The organism is Streptomyces acidiscabies, assembly GCF_020010905.1.
GTDB classification, from domain to species: domain Bacteria; phylum Actinomycetota; class Actinomycetes; order Streptomycetales; family Streptomycetaceae; genus Streptomyces; species Streptomyces acidiscabies.
Genome location: NZ_JAGJBY010000002.1, coordinates 697373 through 716376, shown reverse-complemented (window position 1 = coordinate 716376; position 19004 = coordinate 697373). Strand labels below are relative to the sequence as shown.

The following is a 19004-nucleotide window of genomic DNA, read 5'->3' as shown; positions in this document are numbered from 1 at the left end:
GCCTTGCCTTAGCGAGACCCCCTTGCCTGGGCAAGCCCCTTATGCCCCCCGGAGTCCCCCCGTGCGCACGTCCAAGCCGACAGCAGTCCTGACCGCCGCCCTCATCGCAGGCACCGTCCTGACCGGCTGCTCGACCGACTCGGACGGCACCACCGACGCCAAGACCCCCGGCGGCGTCAACAAGGTCGCCGGCGCCTCCGAGGGCCCCGCCGCCGCGCCCGCCGCGCTCGCCGCCGGCATGGGCTCGGACGTCGCCAAGGACGGCACCTTCCCGAGGACGGTCAAGCACTACGAGGGGAGTACGACGATCAAGGCGGCGCCCACGAAGATCGCCGTACTGAGCACCGGCCAGCTCGACGACCTCCTCACCCTCGGTGTCGTACCGACCGCCTCGACGCGCGCTACGAACGCGGGACTAGTACCTGACTACCTGAGCGCTACGTTCCCGCAGTACAAGCCGGAGCTGGCCAAGATGTCGGACGCCGGCACCCGCCAGGCCCCCAACCTGGAGTCCCTCGCGACGGCGAAGCCGGACCTGATCCTGGTCAACAAGTCGCTCTCCGACCTGTACCCGAAGCTGTCGAAGATCGCGCCGACAGTCGTCACCGCAGGTCAGGGCATCAACTGGAAGCGCGATCTCATACTTGTGGGGGACGCGGTCGGCAAGGGCCAGGCGGCGCGGACCCTGCTGAACGGCATCGTCGCGGACGCCAAGTCCAAGGGGTCCGGCGTCAAGGATGCCCCCACCGTCTCCATGATCCGCTTCACCCCTGACCGCACCCGCATGTTCGGTGTCTCCTCCTTCACGGGCTCGCTCGCTGTCGACATGGGTCTCACCCGTCCCGCGTCGCAGCAGTTCAAGGCCATCTCGCAGGACATCAGCAGCGAGAAGATCGATACGGCGGACGGCGACTGGATCTTCTACTCGGTGCAGGGCGACGCGTCGAAGACGGACGCGGCGAGCACGGTCGCGGGCCCGCTGTGGAAGGGCATGAAGGGGGTCAAGGCGGGTCACGCCGTGCAGGTCGACGACGACCCCTGGTACCTGAACGCCGGTCCCACCGCCGCGCGCCTGGTCGTCGGGGAGCTCGCGGAGCACCTGGCCAAGTGACCCGGCGCCTGATCGTCTGGCCGGCGGCTGCCCTCGTGGTGGCCGCCGCCGTCGTGCTCAGCCTCGCCGTAGGTACTAGAGCCGTACCCCCGTCGGCGGTCCTGGACGCGCTGCTCCATCAGGGGGAGTCCCCTGATGCCCTGGTAGTACGGTCCCTGCGGCTGCCCCGCACCGAGATCGGGCTCACGGCCGGTGCCGCGCTGGGGCTCGCGGGGGCCGCGCTGCAAGCTGTCACCAGGAATCCGCTGGCCGACCCCGGCATCCTCGGCCTCAGCCAGGGTGCGGCGGCCGGTGTCGTCACAGCGATCGCGTTCGGCTGGGCGAACGGCTTCAGCGGGTACGTGTGGTTCGCGTTCGCGGGTGCGGTCGTCGCCGCGTGTCTCGTGTACGCGGTCGCCTCGCGCGGCCGGGGTGGTGCCTCGCCGGTCAAACTCGCCCTCGCGGGCACGGCGTTGGCGGCGATGACAGCGGGCGGCACGACCGTCGTCCTCACCTCGTCGTCCGCGACGCTCGACCAGTTCCGGTTCTGGCAGGTCGGTGCGCTCAGCGGGCGGGACGCTGGGAGCGTCGTACAGATGCTGCCGTTTCTGCTGGTGGGGGCGGTGCTGGTGATGGTGTGCGCGCCGGGTCTTGATGCGCTGGCCCTCGGGGACGAGACGGCTCGGGGGCTGGGGCATCGGGTGCAACTCGTGCGCGGGGCTGCGGCGTTGGGGGCGACGCTGCTGACGGCGTCCGCTGTGGCCGCCGCCGGGCCGATCGTGTTTGTGGGGCTGGTGGTGCCGCATGTCGCGCGTCGGCTGGTACGCAGGGGAGGGCATCGTTCGTTGTTGCCGCTGTCGGCGCTGTTGGGTGCGGCGCTGCTGGTCCTCGCGGATGTGGCCGGACGGGTGGTGCGGGCCCCGGCTGAGGTGCCGGCCGGGGTGATGACGGCGTTGGTGGGGGTGCCGGTGCTGGTGGTGCTGGTGCGGCGGAAGAAGGCGGTCGTATGAGGCTCTCCGGCACACCTTCGGTCGACCCCGGCAACCCGAACCCCGGCGGTCCGCTGCCCGGCGCCCCGAAGAACCCCGGCGACCCGAACCCCGCCCGCCCGACCCCCGCCGGTCCCACCAGCGGCGTACACCCTGGCTCCCTGGTACTACGCCCTACCCCCCGCCTCTCCCTCCTCCTCCACCGGCGTTCCCTCGCCGTCGCCGTCACCCTCCTCGTCCTCCTCGGCGCCGCGATGCTCGCCTCCGCCTGTCTGGGTCAGACCCTGGTACCCCCGGGTGACGTGTGGTCCGCCCTCAGGGGGACGCCGGGGCCGTACGACCTGGTGGTGACGGAGCTACGGGTCCCCCGCATCGTCGTCGGCGCCCTCGTGGGGCTCGCGCTCGGTGTCTCCGGTGCCCTGATCCAGACCGTGACCCGCAACCCGCTCGCCAGTCCCGACGTGATCGGCGTCGGGCACGGGGCGGCTGCGGCGACCGTCGGTGCGCTGGCCACCGGCATCGTCTCGTCGCCGTCCGCGATGCCCGCCGTATCCGTGCTGGGCGGCCTCGCCGCTGCGGCCCTCGTGTACGCCCTGGCCTGGCGGAACGGGCTTCAGCCGAACCGGTTCGTGCTGACCGGCGTGGGCATCGGGGTGGCCCTCTCCGCTGTGGTCCAGCTGTACCTGGCCGACAGCGAGCTGGACGCCGCCGAGCAGCTCAAGCTGTGGCTGACAGGGAGCCTCAACGGGCGCGGCTGGGAGCAGGCGCGGCCCCTCGCCGCCGTACTCCTGCTGGCGCTTCCGGCGCTGGTGTGGGCGAGCCGTGCGGTGCGGCCCCTGGGGCTGGACGCGGATACCGCTGCGGGACTAGGGGTACGGGTGAACCGGATGCGGCTGGGGTTGACGGTCCTGGGTGTAGTACTCGCCGCCGCAGCAACCGGCGCTGCCGGACCGATCAGCTTCGTGGCGCTCACGTCTCCGCAGCTGGCGCGCAGGCTCACTCGTACACCGCAACTGCCGCTCGTCGCGTCGGGGCTGACCGGGGCGGTCGTCCTCGTGACGGCGGATCTGGTGGCACGGGTACTAGTACCTCCGGTGGAGATACCTGTGGGGGCCCTCACCGCGCTGGTCGGGGGGCCGTACCTGCTGTGGCTGCTGGGGAGACGAACATGAGGCTGGTCCTCCGGTAGGGGATACCGGAGGACCAGCCTCAGCGTCGTACGACCGTCAGGGTCAGATCGTCGCGGCGTCGATCACGAACCGGTACCGGACGTCGCTGTTCACGACCCGCTCGTACGCCTCGTTGATCTCCTCCGCCGAGATCAGCTCGATCTCGGAGCCCAGGTTGTGCTCGGCGCAGAAGTCGAGCATCTCCTGGGTCTCGGCGATGCCGCCGATCATCGAACCGGCGAGGGTCTTGTTGCCGCCGATGAGGGAGAAGAGGTTGAGGGAGACGGGCTCCTCGGGGGCGCCGACGTTGACGATCGCGCCGCCGGTCTTGAGGAGGGAGAGATAGGCGCCGAAGTTCAGCGGCGCGGAAACCGTCGAGATGATCAGGTCGAAAGCGCCTTCGAGCTGCTTGAACGTGTCGGCGTCGCTGGTCGCGTAGTAGTGCGTGGCGCCGAGCTTGAGGCCGTCGTCCTTCTTGCTGAGGGTCTGCGAGAGGACGGTGACCTCGGCGCCGAGCGCGGCACCGATCTTGACGGCCATGTGGCCGAGCCCGCCGAGGCCGATGACGGCTACCTTCTTGCCGGGGCCCGCGCCCCAGTGCTTCAGCGGGGAGTACGTGGTGATGCCGGCGCACAGCAGGGGCGCGGCGACGTCGAGCGCGAGGCCGTCGGGGATGCGGACGACGAAGCCCTCCGTGACGACGACCTGCTGCGAATAGCCGCCGTACGTGGGCTCGCCGTCCTTGCCGATGGCGTTGTACGTGCCGACGTTGCCCTGCGTGCAGAACTGCTCGACGCCGGCCTTGCAGTTCTCGCACTCGCCGCACGAGTCGACCATGCAGCCGACGCCGACCCGGTCGCCGACCTGGTACTTCGTGACGCCAGGGCCGACCTCGGAGACGACGCCGGCGATCTCGTGGCCCGGGACCATCGGGAAGATGGCGGTGCCCCAGCCTTCGCGGGCCTGGTGGATGTCGGAGTGACAGATTCCGGCGAACTTGATGTCGATCTGGACGTCGAACTCGCCGACCGGGCGGCGCTCGATGGTGGTGCGGGCGAGCGGTGCCTTGGCGGCGGGTGCGGCGTACGCGGCGACGGTGGTCATGCCGAGGTTCTCCTAGCGAGGGGGGTGTCCCGGCCTGCCTTCGGGCCGGGCACGTACTCCAGCGTGCCACGGCGTCGAGGGTTTACCCAGGTCACAGCCCTGCCTACGTCCGCTGGTCGTACTACTGGCGGGGACAGGATCAGGATCGTACGACGGTACGACGTGGCTGATACTGGGTGTATGGACGAGGAGCTGCCGACAGGGCTGGACCGGCGGGCCGAGCTGAGTGAGTTTCTGCGGACCCGGCGGGCCCGGCTGAAGCCGGAGGACGTAGGACTTTCGGGGTACGGACGGCACCGGCGGGTACCCGGGCTGCGGCGGGAGGAGCTGGCGCAGCTCGCCGGGGTGTCCGTTGCGTATTACACGCGTCTTGAGCAGGGCAACGGGCGGAACGTCTCGGCGGAGATCCTCGACTCGATCGCGCGGACGCTGCGGCTCACCGAGGCCGAGCACGCGCACCTCATGCACCTCGCGAAGCCGAAGCAGCACAAGAAGAAGGCGGGGGGTGGGCGGCCTCAGCAGGTCCGCGTCTCCCTGCACCATCTCCTCACCGCCATGGACGGTGTCCCCGCGTACATCATCGGGCGGCGTTCCGAGATCCTCGCGTGGAACCGGCTCGCCGCGGCTCTCTTCGGCGACTGGTCCGAACTGCCCGCCGCTGAGCGGAACTGGGCCCGCCTGACCTTCCTGCGCCCCGACTACCGGGACCTGTTCACGCCGTGGGAGGAGAAGGCGAGCGACATCGTCGCGACGCTTCGCTGGGAGGCCGGGTGCTATCCCGACGACCCTCGGCTCTCCGCCCTCGTCGGTGAACTCTCCGTCAAGAGCGAGGAGTTCCGGCGGCTGTGGGCTGCGCATGACGTCAAGCAGAAGAAGAACGGCGTAAAACACCTGAACCATCCGCTCGTTGGTGAACTCACCTTGTCCTTCGAGGGGTTCAGCCTGGGGGCGGACCCTGAGCAGACGTTGGTGACCTACCACGCGGAGCCGGACTCCCCCAGCGCGGAGGGGCTGCGGCTGCTGGCGAGTTGGGGGGCGGATGCGGTTCGGGTGGAACGGGCCTGAGCGTGCGCAGGTGCGTCACGACCGCGCCGGCAGACACTCACCGCCGAGAGAGGAACCAGCAAGGTGACGCAGGCCAGGGAGCTCTACCTCAGCGTGGCGGACACGGCGGCGAAGCTGCTGGGCGCACCGGAGGTCGCAGACCGTTGGCACCAGCCCTCGGCGCTGGCGAAGCTCAGCGTCCAGGGGCTGGCGGGCCACCTGGCCGGGCAGGTCTTCTTCATTCCCGCGGTGCTGGCCGAGGCGGTCCCCTCCGAGCCCGCCATCTCGATCCACGAGTACTACGCGCGGGTGAGCTGGATCGGCTCGGACCTCGACACACCGTTCAACCAGGGCATCCGCTCCGGCGGCGAGGAGGAGGCAGCCGACGGTCCCGCCATGCTGGCCGCCAGGGTCGCCGCGTGTGTCGAGGAACTGCGGGGCACTTTGCCCACCGCGCCGCATCGCCTGGTCCGCCGCCCTACCTGGGGGCCGTGGTCGATCACCCTCGACGACTTCATCACCAGCCGGACCCTGGAGATCGTCGTCCACTCCGACGACCTCGCTCACAGCGTCGGGCTGCCGACGCCGGAGTTCCCGGCGCGGGCCGTCGAGACGGTCGTGGACGTGCTGTCACGGATCGCGCTGCGGCGCCATGGCGCGACGAACGTGCTGCGCGCGTTGAGCCGCGCCGAACGCGCGCCGGGGTCCATCTCGGCGCTCTAGGTGTACGGCCATGAGGCGCGGGAGTTGGTGACGGGGGTGTGATCAGGCGAGGGAGGCGAGGAAAGGGGTCCAGGCGGTGGCGGGGAAGAGGAGGGTGGGGCTGTGGGGGAGTTTGGTGTCGCGGACGGAGACGAGGGCAGGGAGGTTGGTGGCGGTCTCTACGCAGTTACCGCCACCTGCGTTGCTGTAGCTGCTCTTGAGCCAGTGCGCATCACTCAAGTCGACTCGGCTGCTTGCCATTTCGGTAATCCTCTGCCGCTGCTTTGATCATGGCCAGAGACGCCTTCGGTGCTAGCGCGGCGGCCCTCAGCAGATCGTACGACCTGCGGTACTGCACCACGAGTCCCGGATCATCGATGGTGTCACCGCTGTGCAGCGCCTCCGTGTAGAACAACGGTGGGGCGTCGGGGAAGGTCATGATCATCGCCGGACCGGTCATGAGGGGGTGCGCACCGAACTTCCGCAGGATGAGTTGCGGAGTGATCCGGCGCCGCTCCGCCAACTCTACGATCTGGTCAAGCTGTTCGGCCATCTCCTGGCACGGCAGGATCGCGTCAGTGATCAGCGACTCGTGCATGATCGCCCAGTACTCCGGGGTCCGGCGTCCGGGCTCGAAGAGAACCGCGCGCTCCATGCGGCCGGTGACCTTCTCCTCCACCTCCTCGTCGGTCGAGTACGGAAACCCCGCCAGGACAACTGCCCTCGCGTAGGCCGGAGTTTGGAGCAGCCCGGGAATCAGGATCGGGCACCACTCCTCGATGGTCAGCGCAAACTTCTCCGCCTCCAGCACCTTCTCGAAGTACTTGGCGTGACCCTTCCGCCTCGACTTCCGCACGTCCTCACAGTTCCGCTCGAAGTACCCGTCCGTACCGAGCCGTTGGTCCACATGCCGCGCCAGGTCGATCGGCATGCTGCGCTCCCCGCGCTCGATGTCGCTGAGGTGCGTCTTGCCGTAGAAGCTCCCGGCGAGCAACTCCTCCAGCGACATCCCCGCCTCCTCCCGCTTCCAGCGCAACTCCTTGCCGTAGAAGGTCGAAACGCCCTCCGAACCGTCGATGTCCTTGCCTCGCGCCATGTTCCTCACCCCTTGACTGGGCCCTCCGCAGCGTGCGCTGCGGACTCAAAACCCCTTTCACGGTAGCGGCCAACACGACACCCTGTGAGGCATTCGTCACACACCGCACAGAAAGCGACTCCCCCACATGCCCGACAACTCCCCCTCCCCCAACGACATCCCCGCCTGCGTCGAAGAACTCCGCCAGGCCCTCGCCCTCCACAACCTCCAATTCCCCTCCCTCGGCCTCGACATCATCAGCTACGCCAGCCGCTACAGCCCGCCCCTCAACCTCCTCTCCCTCGGCAACTGCCCCACCACCACCGCCCTGGCCCTCGCCGCCATCCTCCGCGAGGCCGCACCCAAGTGAGCTTCGAGCACAGCCTGTTGGCAACGCCGAAGGCGGTACCGGACCTCCGGCACCGCCTCCGCGAGCACTCGTACGACGTCCGCCTGTGCGCGACGGAACTGATCACGAACGTGATCGACCACGTCGGCGACGGCACCCCCGTGACGATCCGCGTCCTCCCCACGGCCCCCGGCCACACCCGCATCGAGGTCACGGACCCCGCCCCCAACGCCCTCCCGATACTCCAACAGGCCACCACGGACGACGAGTCGGGCCGAGGCCTCGCCCTCCTCACGGCCCTCGCCCGGCGTTGGGGCGTGGAGTGGGCGGCCGGCCGCAAGACGGTGTGGTGCGAGATCAGCGACTCGTGACGACGTCACCGGTGCAGCGCGGATCGGGATGCGGCGACACCTGATCCGCGACGGCCTTCACCCAGCGGACGCGCTGCGCATCGAGCCCCGTATCCGCGGGGACGGCGAACCAGACCCACCCGTCGCGGTACGAGGCACTCGGGGTCGTACCCACGACGTACCGATGACCAGGTGACAGCACGGGGTAACTCTCAGGTTTGTCGGTCGTATAGCCCCCCTCAGAGGTACGACCGACCCCCTGCCCAACAGTCAACTCGGCGGGTGGCGTCCCTTTGAGCGGTTCATCGACACGCAGGGTGGACATGAGGACCCCACCGGGGAGTTCGGGTTCCTCCTCCAGGTATCCCGCCGTACGGGTGACGGTGACGACGGCCACGACAGCGACGTAACCGGCCTTGTCGACGTCCCGCTCGTACGCGGGAACACAGACACTGGCGATCTCGTCACCCCCGGAGGACCCGGCGTACCAGACACCGGCAGCCGTAGCACAGAGCACGGCGGTCGCGGCTGCGGCGACGGCCGGAAGACGGATGTACTTCACGGCATCAACCCCACAGCCGTCGGTAGTTGGCCTGATCGGTGTCGGTGGGCGCGGTGATCACCGGATCGACGGACGTCCACATCAGCGACAGCACGCGGCCTGACTTGTGGCACAACCCGAGCGCGTGCCCGAGTTCATGCGCGGCGGTCGCCCGCCGGTAGTCCCGGGTGCCGTGTTCGCGGCTGTCGAGGATCCGTTTGTTGAGGTAGATGTAGTCGGTTTCCGCGACGCCGCCACGGTAGTGGTAGTAGGCGGCACGACCGTCGGCACGGTCGTAGTCGCGCCATTCGAGGTCGTTGACGGTGGTAGCGGAGTCGGCACGGACCTTGATCTTCGACAGGGTGCCGGAGGAGGACTGCCACGCGTACGGGGAGTTGGTCAGCAATAGAGCCGTGGCCGTCGCGGTGGCAAGCGCGACCATCGTGACACCCGTAAGCCGCCGATCGCTCCGGTTCCCACCCGGATGGCCGAACCCTCCAGGCGTACACCCCCGTAGTCCTACGACAGAGGTGCACGCCCGGACACAGCAAGGCAGTCAGGACGTCGCCTTCTCCGTCACCGTGATCCGCCCCTTCCTGATCGTCACCAGGCGAGGCGCCTTCTTCGCGATCGAGGAGTCGTGGGTGACCATGATGAAGGTCAAGCCGTGTTCCTTCCACAGCGTCACCAGCACGTCCATGATCTCGTCCCGCATGCTTTCGTCGAGGTTGCCGGTGGGCTCGTCGGCCAGCAGCACCTTCGGCTTCTTCACCAACGCCCGCGCTATCGCCACACGTTGCTGCTGGCCGCCGGACATCTCCGAGGGGAGGTGGGACAGTCGCTCGCCGAGGCCCACCGACTCCAGTGCTTCGGCGGCCCGTTCGCGGCGTTCCTTGACCTTCAGGCCCAGCGGGACCAACGCCGTTTCCACGTTCTCCTGAGCCGTCAGCGTCGGGATGAGGTTGAACGACTGGAACACGAAGCCGATGTTCTCGCTGCGGACCTTCGTCAGCTTGGACTCGGAGAGCTTCGCCAAGTCCGTGCCGTCCAGGACGACTTCACCGGACGTCGGGCGGTCGAGGCCGCCGATCATCTGGAGCAGCGTGGACTTGCCGCCGCCGGTGGGCCCCTGGATGACCAGGCGGTCGCCGTCCGGGATCGTCAAGTCGACGTTGTCCAGGGCGAGTACGGCATCCTTGCCCCGCGTGTAGCGCTTGGTGACGTTTCTGAGTTCGTACATGGGGTGAGCAACTCCTCGGTGCAGTAAGGGGGTCAGGGCCAACTACTCGACACGGCGCAGCGCATCGGCGGGACGCAGACGGGACGCCCGCCAGCCCCCGAACGCCCCGGCGATGAGCCCACCGGCGACCGCGAGCCCCACGGCCAACGCGACCGTCGAGACGCTGACCGGCGCCGTCAGCGCGACGTCAAGGGTGCGAGCGGCAGCCGCACGCCCGGGACCGCCGCCCCCGAAACCGCCGCCGCCTCCGCCGCCACCCCCGTTACCGCCGCCCAACTGGGCTTGCAACGTAGGGCTGATGGCCGTCACGGCATACGCCCCCGCAAGCCCCAGCGCGATACCGAGCGCACCCCCGAGCAGCCCGTTGACCATCGCCTCACCGACCACCTGCCGCGTCACCCGCCCCGACTTCCAGCCGAGCGCCTTGAGCGTGCCGAACTCCCGCACCCGGCGAGAGACAGCGGAGGAGGTCAGCAGACCAGCGACCAGGAACGCCGCGACGAGCACCGCGATCGACAGCCACTTGCCGACGTTCGTCGCGAGGGAGGACGCCGTCGACAGCGACCCCGACACCGTGTCCGCGAGATCCGCCGACGTCGTCACCGTCGTACCCGAAATGTTCTTCTGGATAGAAGACTTGACGCCGTCGATCTGCTGGGAGTCGGTGGCCTTGACATAGATCGTGGTGACCTTGTCCTTCGCGTCGGCGAGGGTCTGCGCCTGGGCGAGGGGAACGTACAGGTTGGCCGCGGAGTCACCGCTGTCGGCGGTCGCGATGCCGATGACGGAGAACTTGACGGTCTTGATCGTGACGGTCGAACCGACCTTGAGGGACTTCTCCTTGGCGTACGACGCGTCGACGACGGCGACCTTCGCGTCGGTCTCGGACGTCTTGAACGTCCGCCCGCTGGTGATCTTCGAGGAGGTCAGCGGCCCCAACTCCGGCTTGGCGACGTCGGTTCCGTACACGGAGTAGTTGTTGACGTCGAAGTTGGCGCCCCCGCCCTGGACTTCACCCTGCGGCTGACCACCAGCACCGCCGCGACCGCCCCCCGTACCGCCACCGCCACCGTTCTGCTGGAACTGCCCGCGTGTGAACTGCCCGTCCACCTTGATGACTTGAAGGCTGAGCCCGCCCACCGCGTCGGCGACACCGCTCTGCTTCCCGACCTGCGTCACGGTCGAGGTCGCGAGCGTCTGGAACCCCCGCACCATCACGACATCGCTGCTCTGCTGCGCATCACTGTCACTGTTCTGCGCGTCGAACTGGAAGCGGGGCCGCCCGGCGCCGGTGCCACCGGCAGCCGCCGCCTTGGTGACGGTCATGTCCGTGCCGAGTCCGTAGAGCGACTGGAGGACCTTGTCCTGGGCCTTCCCCATGCCGGAGGACACGGAGTTGACCACGATGACCAGCGCGATACCCAGCGCGAGTCCGGAGGCGACGACGAGGGCCGCTTTTCTGCGGCGGCGCAGCTCGCGCCTCAGGTAGGTGAAGAACATGCGCCGAAAAGTAGGTACGCCGCGTGATGACTCGATAAGCAGCGCATAAGAGCCGGATGAGAAGGCCCTGTGCATCGCCTCAAAGGGCTCTGCGCGCCACCCCGAACGCCCTGTGCGTCAACTCGCCGACGCCGCAAGCCACTTCAGAAACACCGATGCCGCCCCCCGACAAGGGAGGCGGCATCGATCAAACCGTATGCGTCAGGCGGCGGACCCGGCCTTCCAGTCCGCCCAGCTCATGTTCCAGCCGTTGAGCCCGTTGTCCGGCGCGACAGTCTTGTCACCCGTGTTCTGCACGACCACGACGTCACCGACGATCGAGTTCGTGTAGAACCAATACCCGGCCGTACCCGTGTCGTTGGCGCCCTTCGTGTCCGAAAGACCCACACACCCGTGACTGGTGTTGGTGCTGCCGAAGATGGACTTCGCACCCCAGTAGTTGCCGTGGATGAACGTCCCGGAGTTGGTCAGCCGGATGGCGTGCGGCACGTCCTTGATGTCGTACTCGCCCTTGCCGTCGTCGTCGGTGAAGCCCACGGTCGCGCCGTTCATGCGCGTCTCCTTGAACTTCTCCGACATCACCATCGTGCCCTCGTACGTCTTGTTGTCGGGCGAACCGGCGGAGATCGGGATGGTCTTGATGGTCTTGCCGTCCTGCGTGACCTTCATCTGCTTGGTCTTCGCGTCGACGTAACTGACCTGGTTGCGGCCGACCTTGAAGGTGACGGTCTTCTGCTGGACGCCCACGACGCCCGGCGCACCCTCGACCCCGTCGAGCGCGAGCTTCAGCGTGACGGTGGAGTTCTCCGTCCAGTACTGCTCGGGACGGAAGTCGAGGCGGTTGGCACCGAACCAGTGGCCGACGACCTCCTGACCGCTGCTGGAGGTGACCGTGATGCCCTTCTGGACGGCGGCCTTGTTCGCGATCGACTTGTTGAAGTTGATCGAGACGGGCATGCCCACGCCGACCGTGGAACCGGCGTCCGGCGTGAAGTTGCCGATGAAGCTGTTGGCCGGCGAGACGGTCGTGAACGACCCGTTCTCGTGGGCGACGCGGCCCTCGGAGTCCTTGGCCTCGGCGGCGATCTTGTACGTCGTGGAGCGCTCCAGCTGGTCGCTGGGCTTCCAGGTCAGCTTGTCGGCGGAGAGCTCGCCCTTGACGGCCGTACCGTCGGACGTCGTCATCGTGACCGCCGTGAGCGTGCCCTTGCTGACCGTGACCGCTGCGGAGTTGTTGATGGAGGCGTTGGCGGAGCCGTCCGCGGGCGTGATCTTGATGTCCGCCACGGACGCCTTCTGGGCCGCCGCCTCGTCGGCCTTGGCCTGCGAGGACTCGCCGCTCCCGCTGCCGGAGGCGTCGTCGTCGCCACCGGAACACGCGGAGAGCACCAGGACCCCCCCGAGCAGTACGGACGCGGCCCGCAGACCCTTGCGCCGCTTACTGTTCGCTATCACTCGCTTCTCCATACGTTGCCGATTACCCGGAACCCGGACGTCCCCGTTTCCCCGAGGATTCCCCAATCCCCGGGATCCTCTTGCCTATTCAACGCGCTGACTGCCGCTCCACGTTCCACATGTTCCCGTCATGTGGGCATCGCCACGTCGTCATGCGGGCGACACGGCACCGGGGCGGCGGTGGCCCGCGTACTGCCTGAGACGACGAAACCCCGGACGCGGTTTCCGTCCGGGGGCCGCGGGTTTCACTGGTTCCCCAGGACGCTCAACCGTTACGGTCCATGGCGCCGTCCTCCTGGTCATCATCCTCGTCGAGGTCCCACTCAGGCGAATCGGGGTCGTAGTCGATGCGCTCGGTGGACCAGGAAGCCTGTACGAGCTCCACGCCCGGCACCCCGCTGACCAGGCCGAACGGGTCGACGAGATAAGCGAGCGCCTCAGCGGTGTCTTCCGTCACAGCGCTCTCGGCGTGCGCGCGCTCGGCGTCCGGAAGCTCCGGATCCGCCGCGAGCCGCTCCAGCGCGGCGCTCGTCACAGCGCCTTCGTCATCGAGTTCCAGCACGATATCCACGCGAAGGCGGACAAAGCGCGAGGTTCCTTCATTGCTCATGCCGGGAGCGTACGATCTCTCTCCCCCGTGACTTTCCCGTGACCCTCGCCTTTCACTAAGCTCGCCCCCACGGCCACATTCTCCAGCGCACAAGGAGATCGATATCCCGTGTCCTCCGCCCGCCGTCCCCTGCTGACCGCCACCGCCGCGGGGACCCTCCTGTGCGCCCTGTGGTTCGTCCCGTCCGCCAAGGCCGACACGGTCGCCACCACACCCCAGGCGCCGACGACGCACAGCGCCTCCCAGCAGGCGCGCGCCGTACCCGCCGCCGATTCCTCCGGCGCACAACTCGCCGACACGGGGAGTTTCGACACGACGCCGTACGTTGTCGGCGGGAGTGTTTTCCTCACCTTGGGTGCGGGATTCGTGCTTTATTCGGTTCGCCGGGAACGCCTGGATTTTTGAGCCGAATTTGACTGTTACTTGGCTTTAACTTCATAGTTCGCGTCATGAACCGTTCCTGGGGGGTGCGGCTGTCGATGACGGCCGCCGCGAGCGCGCTCTCGCTCGCATTCATCACGGGCTGCTCGTCGGATTCGGACGAGGGCAAGAAGGACACAGCGGCGGACGCGAAGGCGACGGCTGCGGCGGCGCCGGCTGCGAAGGCGTCGACGGCTGCGGAGCTGAAGAAGCTGCTGCTGGTGGCGGGGGACGCCACCGGCTACACGATCGAGGCGACCGAAGGTCTCGTGCCGACGGCCAAGACCGAGGCGAAGCTCGACAAGGCGGCGTGCGGACCGCTGGTCTGGTCCTCGCTGGCCCTGCCCCCGGGTGACACCACCGTCGGCGTCAGCAACTCCCTCAAGGAGGACAAGAAGCCGCCGACCTCCGGCAGCCTCGACGCCGCCGCGCTCCTGGACGCCACCCGCACGCTCGTGGGCCTGTCCTCGTACGACGGTGACGGCGCCCAGAAGGCCATGAAGTCGGTCTCCGACAGCATCACGGCCTGCGCGACCGGCTACACCTCGACCACCGACGGCGAGGCCAGCAAGGTCACCAAGGTCGCCGCGGAGAAGGGCACCGGCGGCGGTGACGAGGCCCTGGCCTTCGTCGAGACCGTGGACGTGGGCGGCGAGACCGCCACCGTCCACGGCGAGGTGATCCGCAAGGGCAACACGGTCGCCACCTTCTACACGGTCAACTTCTCCGCCTTCGCGGGCGACGGCAAGATGCCGATGAACCCCCCGGCCATCATCACGGCCCAGCTCACCAAGCTGAAGTAACCGGGTAGTACCCGAGTACTACGGGCCCCTGTCTCTCATACGTACGAGGGACAGGGGCCCAACCCTTTGCGCAACCGCCTACCGCAGCGCCCCCGTCACCTTCTCCACCGCCTCCACGAGCCCCCCGCTCCGCACGAACGCGTCCGCCGCAGCGAGATCCGGCGCGAGGAACCGGTCCGGCCCCGGACCCTGAACACCCGCCCCGCGTACGGCGCTGACGACGGCCTGCGTAGCCGGTGCCGGCGTCAGCCCCTCGCGCAGCTCCACCGCCCGCGTCGCCGCGTACAGCTCCACCGCCAGCACCCGCGTCAGATTGTCGACGGCCGTCCGCAGCTTGCGCGCCGCCGACCACCCCATCGACACGTGGTCCTCCTGCATCGCCGAGGACGGGATGGAGTCGGCCGACGCCGGTACGGCGAGCCGCTTCAGCTCGCTGACCAGCGCCGCCTGCGTGTACTGGGCGATCATCAGCCCGGAGTCGACGCCGGCGTCGTCCGCGAGGAACGGCGGCAGCCCGTGGCTGCGGTTCTTGTCGAGCAGCCGGTCGGTGCGCCGCTCGGCGATGGACGCGAGGTCGGCGGCGGCGATGGCGAGGAAATCGAGCACGTAGGCGACGGGCGCCCCGTGGAAGTTGCCGTTGGACTCGACCCGGCCGTCGGGGAGGACCACGGGGTTGTCGACGGCGGACGCCAACTCCCGTTCCGCCACGAGCCGCGCGTGCGCGATCGTGTCCCGCCCGGCCCCGGCGACCTGCGGAGCGCACCGCACGGAGTACGCGTCCTGGACGCGCGGCGCGTCGTCCTGGTGGTGCCCGGTCAGCTCCGAACCGTCCAGTACGGCAAGCATGTTGGCGGCCGAGTCGCCCTGGCCGGGGTGCGGGCGGATCGCGTGCAGCTCGGGCGCGAGGACCTTCGCGGAGCCGAGGAGCGCCTCCAGGGAGAGGGCCGCGGTGATGTCGGCGGCCTTGTAGAGGGCGTCGAGGTCGGCGAGCGCCATCAGCAGCATGCCGAGCATGCCGTCGGTGCCGTTGAGGAGCGCGAGGCCTTCCTTCTCGCGTAGCTCCACGGGCGTAATACCGTGCGCCGCGAGCAGCTCGGCGGCCGGGCGTACGGTGCCGTCGGGGCCCTCCGCGTCACCCTCGCCCATGAGGGTCAGGGCGCAGTGCGAGAGGGGGGCGAGGTCGCCGGAGCAGCCGAGGGAGCCGTACTCGTGGACTACCGGGGTAATACCCGCGTTCAGGATGTCGGCCATGGTCTGCGCGACCTCGGGTCGTACTCCGGTATGACCCGAGCAGACCGTCTTCAGCCGCAGGAACATCAGCGCCCGGACGACCTCCCGCTCCACGTGCGGGCCCATCCCGGCGGCGTGCGAGCGGACGATGTTGCGCTGGAGCTGGGTGCGCAGCTCCTGGCCGATGTGCCGGGAGGCCAGCGCGCCGAACCCGGTGGACACCCCGTAGACCGGCTCCGGCTTCGCCGCCAGCGCGTCCACGATCTCCCGCGCCGCCGCGAGCGCCGCGAGCGCCTCGGCCGACAGCTCGATCCGGGCTCCGCCCCGGGCCACGGCGAGAACGTCGGACGCGGTGACCCCGGAGGTCCCCACCACCACAGTGTGCATATCCATATTCAGGAGCGTACGCATTGAAGAGGACGCTGTCACCATCGGAGCACCGTTTCACCCCTTACCGGTGCGGTCGCCCCGGAAGCGGCGGCGTTCGGCGCCGGTAGGGGGTGGGGTGTCCGCCAGAAGTACTACGGGGTCCTCGGGGCCCTTGCGGCCCGCGACCACCGGGTACCCCGCGCGTTCCGCCTTCGCGCGGTACTGGGCCGCGTCCGCGAGGCGGAAGAGGCGGCGGGCCGTGCGGATCGGGCCGATCGGGTCCGCCGTGGACGCGATGCCGCAGGCCACGCCCTCGCCTAGGTCCAACTCGCCTGCCCTGCGGCACAGTTCGGTCGCCGCCAGCACGACCTCGTCCGCCGTCGGGCCCACCGCGAGGAGGCAGAACTCGTCACCGCCCAGGCGTGCCGCGAGCGCGCCAGGGAGCATGGCTCCGCAGAGGGACAGGATCGAGCCGAACCGTTCCAGCAGGCGGTCGCCCGCCGCGTGGCCCTGTGTGTCGTTCACCTTCTTCAGGCCGTTCAGGTCGCAGACGACGAGGCTGACCGTTGTGCCCTTCTCCTTGTGCTCCTCGATCGCCTCGTCCAGGCGGACGTCCACGGCTCTGCGGTTCGCCAGGCCCGTCAGGGCGTCCGTGAAGGCGAGGCGGCGGGCCTCCTCCAGGCGTTCCGTCTGGGCGAGGCCTGCGGCTACGACCGAGGCGAGGACGGTTGCGAAGTCCGCGTCCGCGCGGTCGAAGGGGGGTGTCCGGGTCGGCCTTGCTACGTACAGCTCGCCCCATGCTCTGCCGTTCAGGACGATCGGGGCGACTACGCAGGAGCCTCGGCCTCTGCGTCGTAGCGCTGCGACGCGTTGGTGTACGTAGCCCGGGGTGCCGCTTGTTGGGCCCTCCTCCGCGGTTTCCACCCAGGCGTTTGGCTCGCCGCCGGTTGCCCAGCGTTCGTGCAGGAACTCCGCGATCTCGGGGAACTGGTGGACCGGGTATGACTCCGTCTCGGGGTACTGGTCCTCGCCCGGGGCTCTGTCTCCTACGTTGACCAGTACCCGTAGTCGGCCTAGCTCCCGTTCCCAGACGGAGAGGGCTGCGAAGGTTCCGTCGAGGGCGTGGCATGCACCTGTGGCCGCAGCGGTCCAGGTGTCCCTGGGGGTGCGTGCGGCTGCGAGTCCCTGCGCGAGCTTCACCACTGCCGCGAGGTGTCTTTCGTCGCCCATTAGTTCAGGCTAGGGATATTTGGGGTGAAAGGGGGGTTCGGGGCGGTCCGAGTGGGGGGTTCTGTCGGATTCGGGGTGCGGGTGCGTCGTGGCTGGTCGCGCCCACGCGGCGGAGCCGCAAATTGATACAGCCCCGCGCCCCTAAAAGAACCAGACCGTCGCCGGCGATCCGAAGGCACCCCTACAAGATCCACCCGTCGCCCGGCGTTTCAAAAGCGCCCCCGAAAGATCCACCCGCCGCCCGCCCTTCCACAGGCACCCCCAAAAAGATCCACCCTCGCCCAGCCTCTCCCAAGCCCCCTAAAAGACTCACCAGCCACCCAGCCCCCGAAGGACGCCCTCACTCACCCGGCCAGTTCGGCTTCCGCTTCTCGTTGAACGCCCTCACCCCCTCCGCCCTGTCCCCCGAGAACGCCACCGTCCTCCATGCCGCGTCCTCCACCTCCAGGCCCGCCCTGATGTCCAGGCCCTGGCCCAGGCGTAGCGCCTTCTTCGCCGCCCGTAGGCCCAGCGGGGAGTTCGCGGCCATCCTTGTCGCCAGGGTCAGCGCTTCCTCCCTCGCCCTTCCCTCCTCCACCAGTACGTCCACCAACCCCAACTCCCTTGCCTCCGCCGCCTCCACGCGCCTCGCCGAGAAGATCAGTTCGGCAGCGCGGGCCGCCCCTACCCGGCGGGGGAGCAACTGTGTGCCGCCGCCTCCCGGGATCACCCCCACCGATACTTCCGGCAACCCCACCACCGCCGTGCTGTCCGCCACGATCACATCGCAGGACAGGGCCAGTTCGAAGCCGCCCCCCAGCGCGAAACCGTTGACCGCCGCGATCGCCGGGACGGGGAGGTCCAGGACGGACGTGTACGCGGCCCGGGTCGTCGGGCGTTGGAGGCGTAGGTCCGTGTCCGTGAACGAGTTGCGTTCCTTCAGGTCCGCGCCTACGCAGAACGCTCGGTCGTTGGACGACGTGAGGACCACGACCCGTACCTCGGGGTCTACCCCCAGAGAGCTACACGCGGCGGTGATCGCGCGGGCCAGGTCCGTCGAGACCGCGTTCATCGCCTTCGGCCGGTCCAGGACCAGCTCCGCCACGTGTCCATCGGCGTCGCGCCGGACCAGGACATGCTCGCCGAACCGTTCCTCGCTGCTCATGGCATCCTCCGGGGTCACGTCGTTAACGGTGGTTAACACTTCGTCCGGGGCGATCATCGCAGTACATCCCCCGCCCGGGGAAGGGTGGCGGGTTCGGGGTCCGACTACCCGTTCGAGTGACATACCTCCGGACTACGCCCCTTAGCTCCCACCCCGCCGCATACCGTCGCTGCGGCCCATCGGGAGGGGACATGTACGAGGGAGACGATCCGGCGACGGCACGCTCAGGGGCGTTCCGCCCCCGGGGGCGGCATCGGCGTCCCCGGCCCCGCAAGGTGGTCCTCGCGGCGGGCGGGCTGGCGTTCGCGGCGGGAGTGCTGGGGCTGCTGCGGGTGGTGCCGGACGGGGGCGGCGGAGGAGGTACTAGTACTGGAGTAGGGGAGGGTGAGGTCAGTCGTGAGGGGTACGCCGGTGGCGTCACCGATCTCGCGACGAACGCGGCGGCTGCGGTGCCGGTCCCCTCGGTCGGGCCCGGTGCTACGCACGGCACCGGTGATACCCGTAGTACTCCAGGGGGAGCCGTCTCCAGGGTCCCGGACCCTCGTAGTACCCCCCGTACCTCCGGCGTACCCCGTCCTTCGGCTCCCTCT

The 19004-nt window shown here is 69.0% G+C and carries 22 protein-coding genes; 9 read left to right on the top strand and 13 right to left on the bottom strand.

All coding sequences use genetic code 11. The annotated features are described in order from the left end of the window. Positions 1-61 precede the first annotated feature (61 nt). From J8M50_RS30285 to J8M50_RS30275, 3 genes are read left to right on the top strand one after another with little or no spacing between them, the layout of a single operon-like run. A complete protein-coding gene (locus J8M50_RS30285) occupies positions 62-1111 on the top strand; it encodes an ABC transporter substrate-binding protein (RefSeq protein ID WP_010354597.1) in 1050 nt (349 codons plus the stop codon). After that, entirely contained in the window at positions 1108-2100 is a 993-nt protein-coding gene (locus J8M50_RS30280) for a FecCD family ABC transporter permease (protein WP_010354596.1), read from the top strand. Before J8M50_RS30285 ends, J8M50_RS30280 begins: the two co-directional genes overlap by 4 nt. Then, positions 2097-3251, top strand: coding sequence for a FecCD family ABC transporter permease (locus J8M50_RS30275; protein WP_010354595.1), 1155 nt, complete (start codon positions 2097-2099; stop codon positions 3249-3251). The genes J8M50_RS30280 and J8M50_RS30275 overlap by 4 nt, the downstream gene beginning before the upstream one ends. Positions 3252-3311: 60 nt before the next feature. Here the strand turns inward: J8M50_RS30275 and J8M50_RS30270 are convergent, their stop codons facing one another. After that, positions 3312-4352, bottom strand: coding sequence for an NAD(P)-dependent alcohol dehydrogenase (locus tag J8M50_RS30270; RefSeq protein WP_010354594.1), 1041 nt, complete (start codon positions 4350-4352; stop codon positions 3312-3314). Between the two features lie 180 nt (positions 4353-4532). Here J8M50_RS30270 and J8M50_RS30265 point away from each other — a divergent pair, with 180 nt between their 5' ends. Continuing rightward, complete coding sequence (locus tag J8M50_RS30265; RefSeq protein WP_010354593.1) at positions 4533-5417, top strand: helix-turn-helix domain-containing protein; 885 nt, start codon at positions 4533-4535, stop codon at positions 5415-5417. A gap of 63 nt (positions 5418-5480) precedes the next feature. Further along, complete coding sequence (locus J8M50_RS30260; RefSeq protein ID WP_010354592.1) at positions 5481-6119, top strand: maleylpyruvate isomerase N-terminal domain-containing protein; 639 nt, start codon at positions 5481-5483, stop codon at positions 6117-6119. 42 nt (positions 6120-6161) lie between these two features. Here the strand turns inward: J8M50_RS30260 and J8M50_RS30255 are convergent, their stop codons facing one another. Both J8M50_RS30255 and J8M50_RS30250 read right to left on the bottom strand, forming a co-directional pair. After that, positions 6162-6359 carry a DUF397 domain-containing protein gene (locus J8M50_RS30255; RefSeq protein WP_010354591.1) on the bottom strand — a complete coding sequence of 66 codons (198 nt, stop codon included), beginning with the start codon at positions 6357-6359 and terminating at the stop codon, positions 6162-6164. Continuing rightward, the gene (locus J8M50_RS30250) at positions 6331-7194 is read right to left on the bottom strand and encodes a helix-turn-helix domain-containing protein (RefSeq protein ID WP_050987254.1); all 864 of its coding nucleotides are present in this window, start codon (positions 7192-7194) and stop codon (positions 6331-6333) included. The genes J8M50_RS30255 and J8M50_RS30250 overlap by 29 nt, the downstream gene beginning before the upstream one ends. A gap of 127 nt (positions 7195-7321) precedes the next feature. Between J8M50_RS30250 and J8M50_RS30245 the strand changes: the two genes are divergently transcribed. Together J8M50_RS30245 and J8M50_RS30240 are read left to right on the top strand one after the other, a co-directional pair. Then, positions 7322-7543: a hypothetical protein gene (locus J8M50_RS30245; protein ID WP_010354589.1), complete on the top strand. Its 222-nt coding sequence runs from the start codon at positions 7322-7324 to the stop codon at positions 7541-7543. Continuing rightward, positions 7540-7893: an ATP-binding protein gene (locus J8M50_RS30240; RefSeq protein ID WP_010354588.1), complete on the top strand. Its 354-nt coding sequence runs from the start codon at positions 7540-7542 to the stop codon at positions 7891-7893. Before J8M50_RS30245 ends, J8M50_RS30240 begins: the two co-directional genes overlap by 4 nt. Here the strand turns inward: J8M50_RS30240 and J8M50_RS30235 are convergent. From J8M50_RS30235 to J8M50_RS30210, 6 genes are all read right to left on the bottom strand, one after another. Next, positions 7880-8434, bottom strand: a complete 555-nt coding sequence (locus tag J8M50_RS30235) for a hypothetical protein (RefSeq protein ID WP_010354587.1) — start codon at positions 8432-8434, stop codon at positions 7880-7882. The genes J8M50_RS30240 and J8M50_RS30235 overlap by 14 nt on opposite strands. A gap of 4 nt (positions 8435-8438) precedes the next feature. After that, positions 8439-8855, bottom strand: a complete 417-nt coding sequence (locus J8M50_RS30230) for a zinc metalloprotease (protein ID WP_050987252.1) — start codon at positions 8853-8855, stop codon at positions 8439-8441. A 114-nt stretch (positions 8856-8969) separates the two neighbouring features. Beyond that, positions 8970-9653, bottom strand: coding sequence for an ABC transporter ATP-binding protein (locus J8M50_RS30225; RefSeq protein ID WP_010354584.1), 684 nt, complete (start codon positions 9651-9653; stop codon positions 8970-8972). Between the two features lie 42 nt (positions 9654-9695). After that, positions 9696-11153, bottom strand: coding sequence for an ABC transporter permease (locus J8M50_RS30220; RefSeq protein ID WP_010354583.1), 1458 nt, complete (start codon positions 11151-11153; stop codon positions 9696-9698). A 201-nt stretch (positions 11154-11354) separates the two neighbouring features. Beyond that, positions 11355-12620 carry a L,D-transpeptidase gene (locus tag J8M50_RS30215; RefSeq protein WP_010354582.1) on the bottom strand — a complete coding sequence of 422 codons (1266 nt, stop codon included), beginning with the start codon at positions 12618-12620 and terminating at the stop codon, positions 11355-11357. 253 nt (positions 12621-12873) lie between these two features. Continuing rightward, complete coding sequence (locus J8M50_RS30210; protein ID WP_010354581.1) at positions 12874-13218, bottom strand: hypothetical protein; 345 nt, start codon at positions 13216-13218, stop codon at positions 12874-12876. 108 nt (positions 13219-13326) lie between these two features. Here J8M50_RS30210 and J8M50_RS30205 point away from each other — a divergent pair, with 108 nt between their 5' ends. Beyond that, positions 13327-13623: an LAETG motif-containing sortase-dependent surface protein gene (locus J8M50_RS30205; RefSeq protein WP_010354580.1), complete on the top strand. Its 297-nt coding sequence runs from the start codon at positions 13327-13329 to the stop codon at positions 13621-13623. 44 nt (positions 13624-13667) lie between these two features. After that, positions 13668-14441, top strand: coding sequence for a hypothetical protein (locus tag J8M50_RS30200; RefSeq protein ID WP_050987251.1), 774 nt, complete (start codon positions 13668-13670; stop codon positions 14439-14441). A 78-nt stretch (positions 14442-14519) separates the two neighbouring features. Here J8M50_RS30200 and hutH read toward each other — a convergent pair whose 3' ends face one another. From hutH to J8M50_RS30180, 4 genes are all read right to left on the bottom strand, one after another. Further along, positions 14520-16058, bottom strand: coding sequence for a histidine ammonia-lyase (hutH, locus tag J8M50_RS30195; RefSeq protein WP_029183971.1), 1539 nt, complete (start codon positions 16056-16058; stop codon positions 14520-14522). Positions 16059-16115: 57 nt separating this feature from the next. Then, complete coding sequence (locus J8M50_RS30190; RefSeq protein ID WP_029183970.1) at positions 16116-17270, bottom strand: GGDEF domain-containing protein; 1155 nt, start codon at positions 17268-17270, stop codon at positions 16116-16118. A gap of 340 nt (positions 17271-17610) precedes the next feature. Beyond that, a complete protein-coding gene (locus J8M50_RS30185) occupies positions 17611-18414 on the bottom strand; it encodes an enoyl-CoA hydratase/isomerase family protein (RefSeq protein ID WP_040836788.1) in 804 nt (267 codons plus the stop codon). 224 nt (positions 18415-18638) lie between these two features. Then, positions 18639-18899 (bottom strand): hypothetical protein, encoded by a 261-nt coding sequence (locus J8M50_RS30180; RefSeq protein WP_158002803.1) that lies wholly within the window; start codon positions 18897-18899, stop codon positions 18639-18641. Between the last annotated feature and the right edge of the window lie 105 nt (positions 18900-19004).

What these genes read in the sequence shown, in the direction of transcription:
- J8M50_RS30275 (WP_010354595.1), top strand. Translation starts at nt 2,097, where the DNA reads ATGAGGCTCTCCGGCACACCTTCGGTCGACCCCGGCAACCCGAACCCC.
- J8M50_RS30270 (WP_010354594.1), bottom strand. Translation starts at nt 4,352, where the DNA reads ATGACCACCGTCGCCGCGTACGCCGCACCCGCCGCCAAGGCACCGCTC.
- J8M50_RS30265 (WP_010354593.1), top strand. Translation starts at nt 4,533, where the DNA reads ATGGACGAGGAGCTGCCGACAGGGCTGGACCGGCGGGCCGAGCTGAGT.
- J8M50_RS30255 (WP_010354591.1), bottom strand. Translation starts at nt 6,359, where the DNA reads ATGGCAAGCAGCCGAGTCGACTTGAGTGATGCGCACTGGCTCAAGAGC.
- J8M50_RS30250 (WP_050987254.1), bottom strand. Translation starts at nt 7,194, where the DNA reads ATGGCGCGAGGCAAGGACATCGACGGTTCGGAGGGCGTTTCGACCTTC.
- J8M50_RS30245 (WP_010354589.1), top strand. Translation starts at nt 7,322, where the DNA reads ATGCCCGACAACTCCCCCTCCCCCAACGACATCCCCGCCTGCGTCGAA.
- J8M50_RS30230 (WP_050987252.1), bottom strand. Translation starts at nt 8,855, where the DNA reads ATGGTCGCGCTTGCCACCGCGACGGCCACGGCTCTATTGCTGACCAAC.
- J8M50_RS30225 (WP_010354584.1), bottom strand. Translation starts at nt 9,653, where the DNA reads ATGTACGAACTCAGAAACGTCACCAAGCGCTACACGCGGGGCAAGGAT.
- J8M50_RS30220 (WP_010354583.1), bottom strand. Translation starts at nt 11,153, where the DNA reads ATGTTCTTCACCTACCTGAGGCGCGAGCTGCGCCGCCGCAGAAAAGCG.
- J8M50_RS30215 (WP_010354582.1), bottom strand. Translation starts at nt 12,620, where the DNA reads ATGGAGAAGCGAGTGATAGCGAACAGTAAGCGGCGCAAGGGTCTGCGG.
- J8M50_RS30210 (WP_010354581.1), bottom strand. Translation starts at nt 13,218, where the DNA reads ATGAGCAATGAAGGAACCTCGCGCTTTGTCCGCCTTCGCGTGGATATC.
- J8M50_RS30200 (WP_050987251.1), top strand. Translation starts at nt 13,668, where the DNA reads ATGAACCGTTCCTGGGGGGTGCGGCTGTCGATGACGGCCGCCGCGAGC.
- hutH (WP_029183971.1), bottom strand. Translation starts at nt 16,058, where the DNA reads ATGCACACTGTGGTGGTGGGGACCTCCGGGGTCACCGCGTCCGACGTT.
- J8M50_RS30190 (WP_029183970.1), bottom strand. Translation starts at nt 17,270, where the DNA reads ATGGGCGACGAAAGACACCTCGCGGCAGTGGTGAAGCTCGCGCAGGGA.
- J8M50_RS30185 (WP_040836788.1), bottom strand. Translation starts at nt 18,414, where the DNA reads ATGAGCAGCGAGGAACGGTTCGGCGAGCATGTCCTGGTCCGGCGCGAC.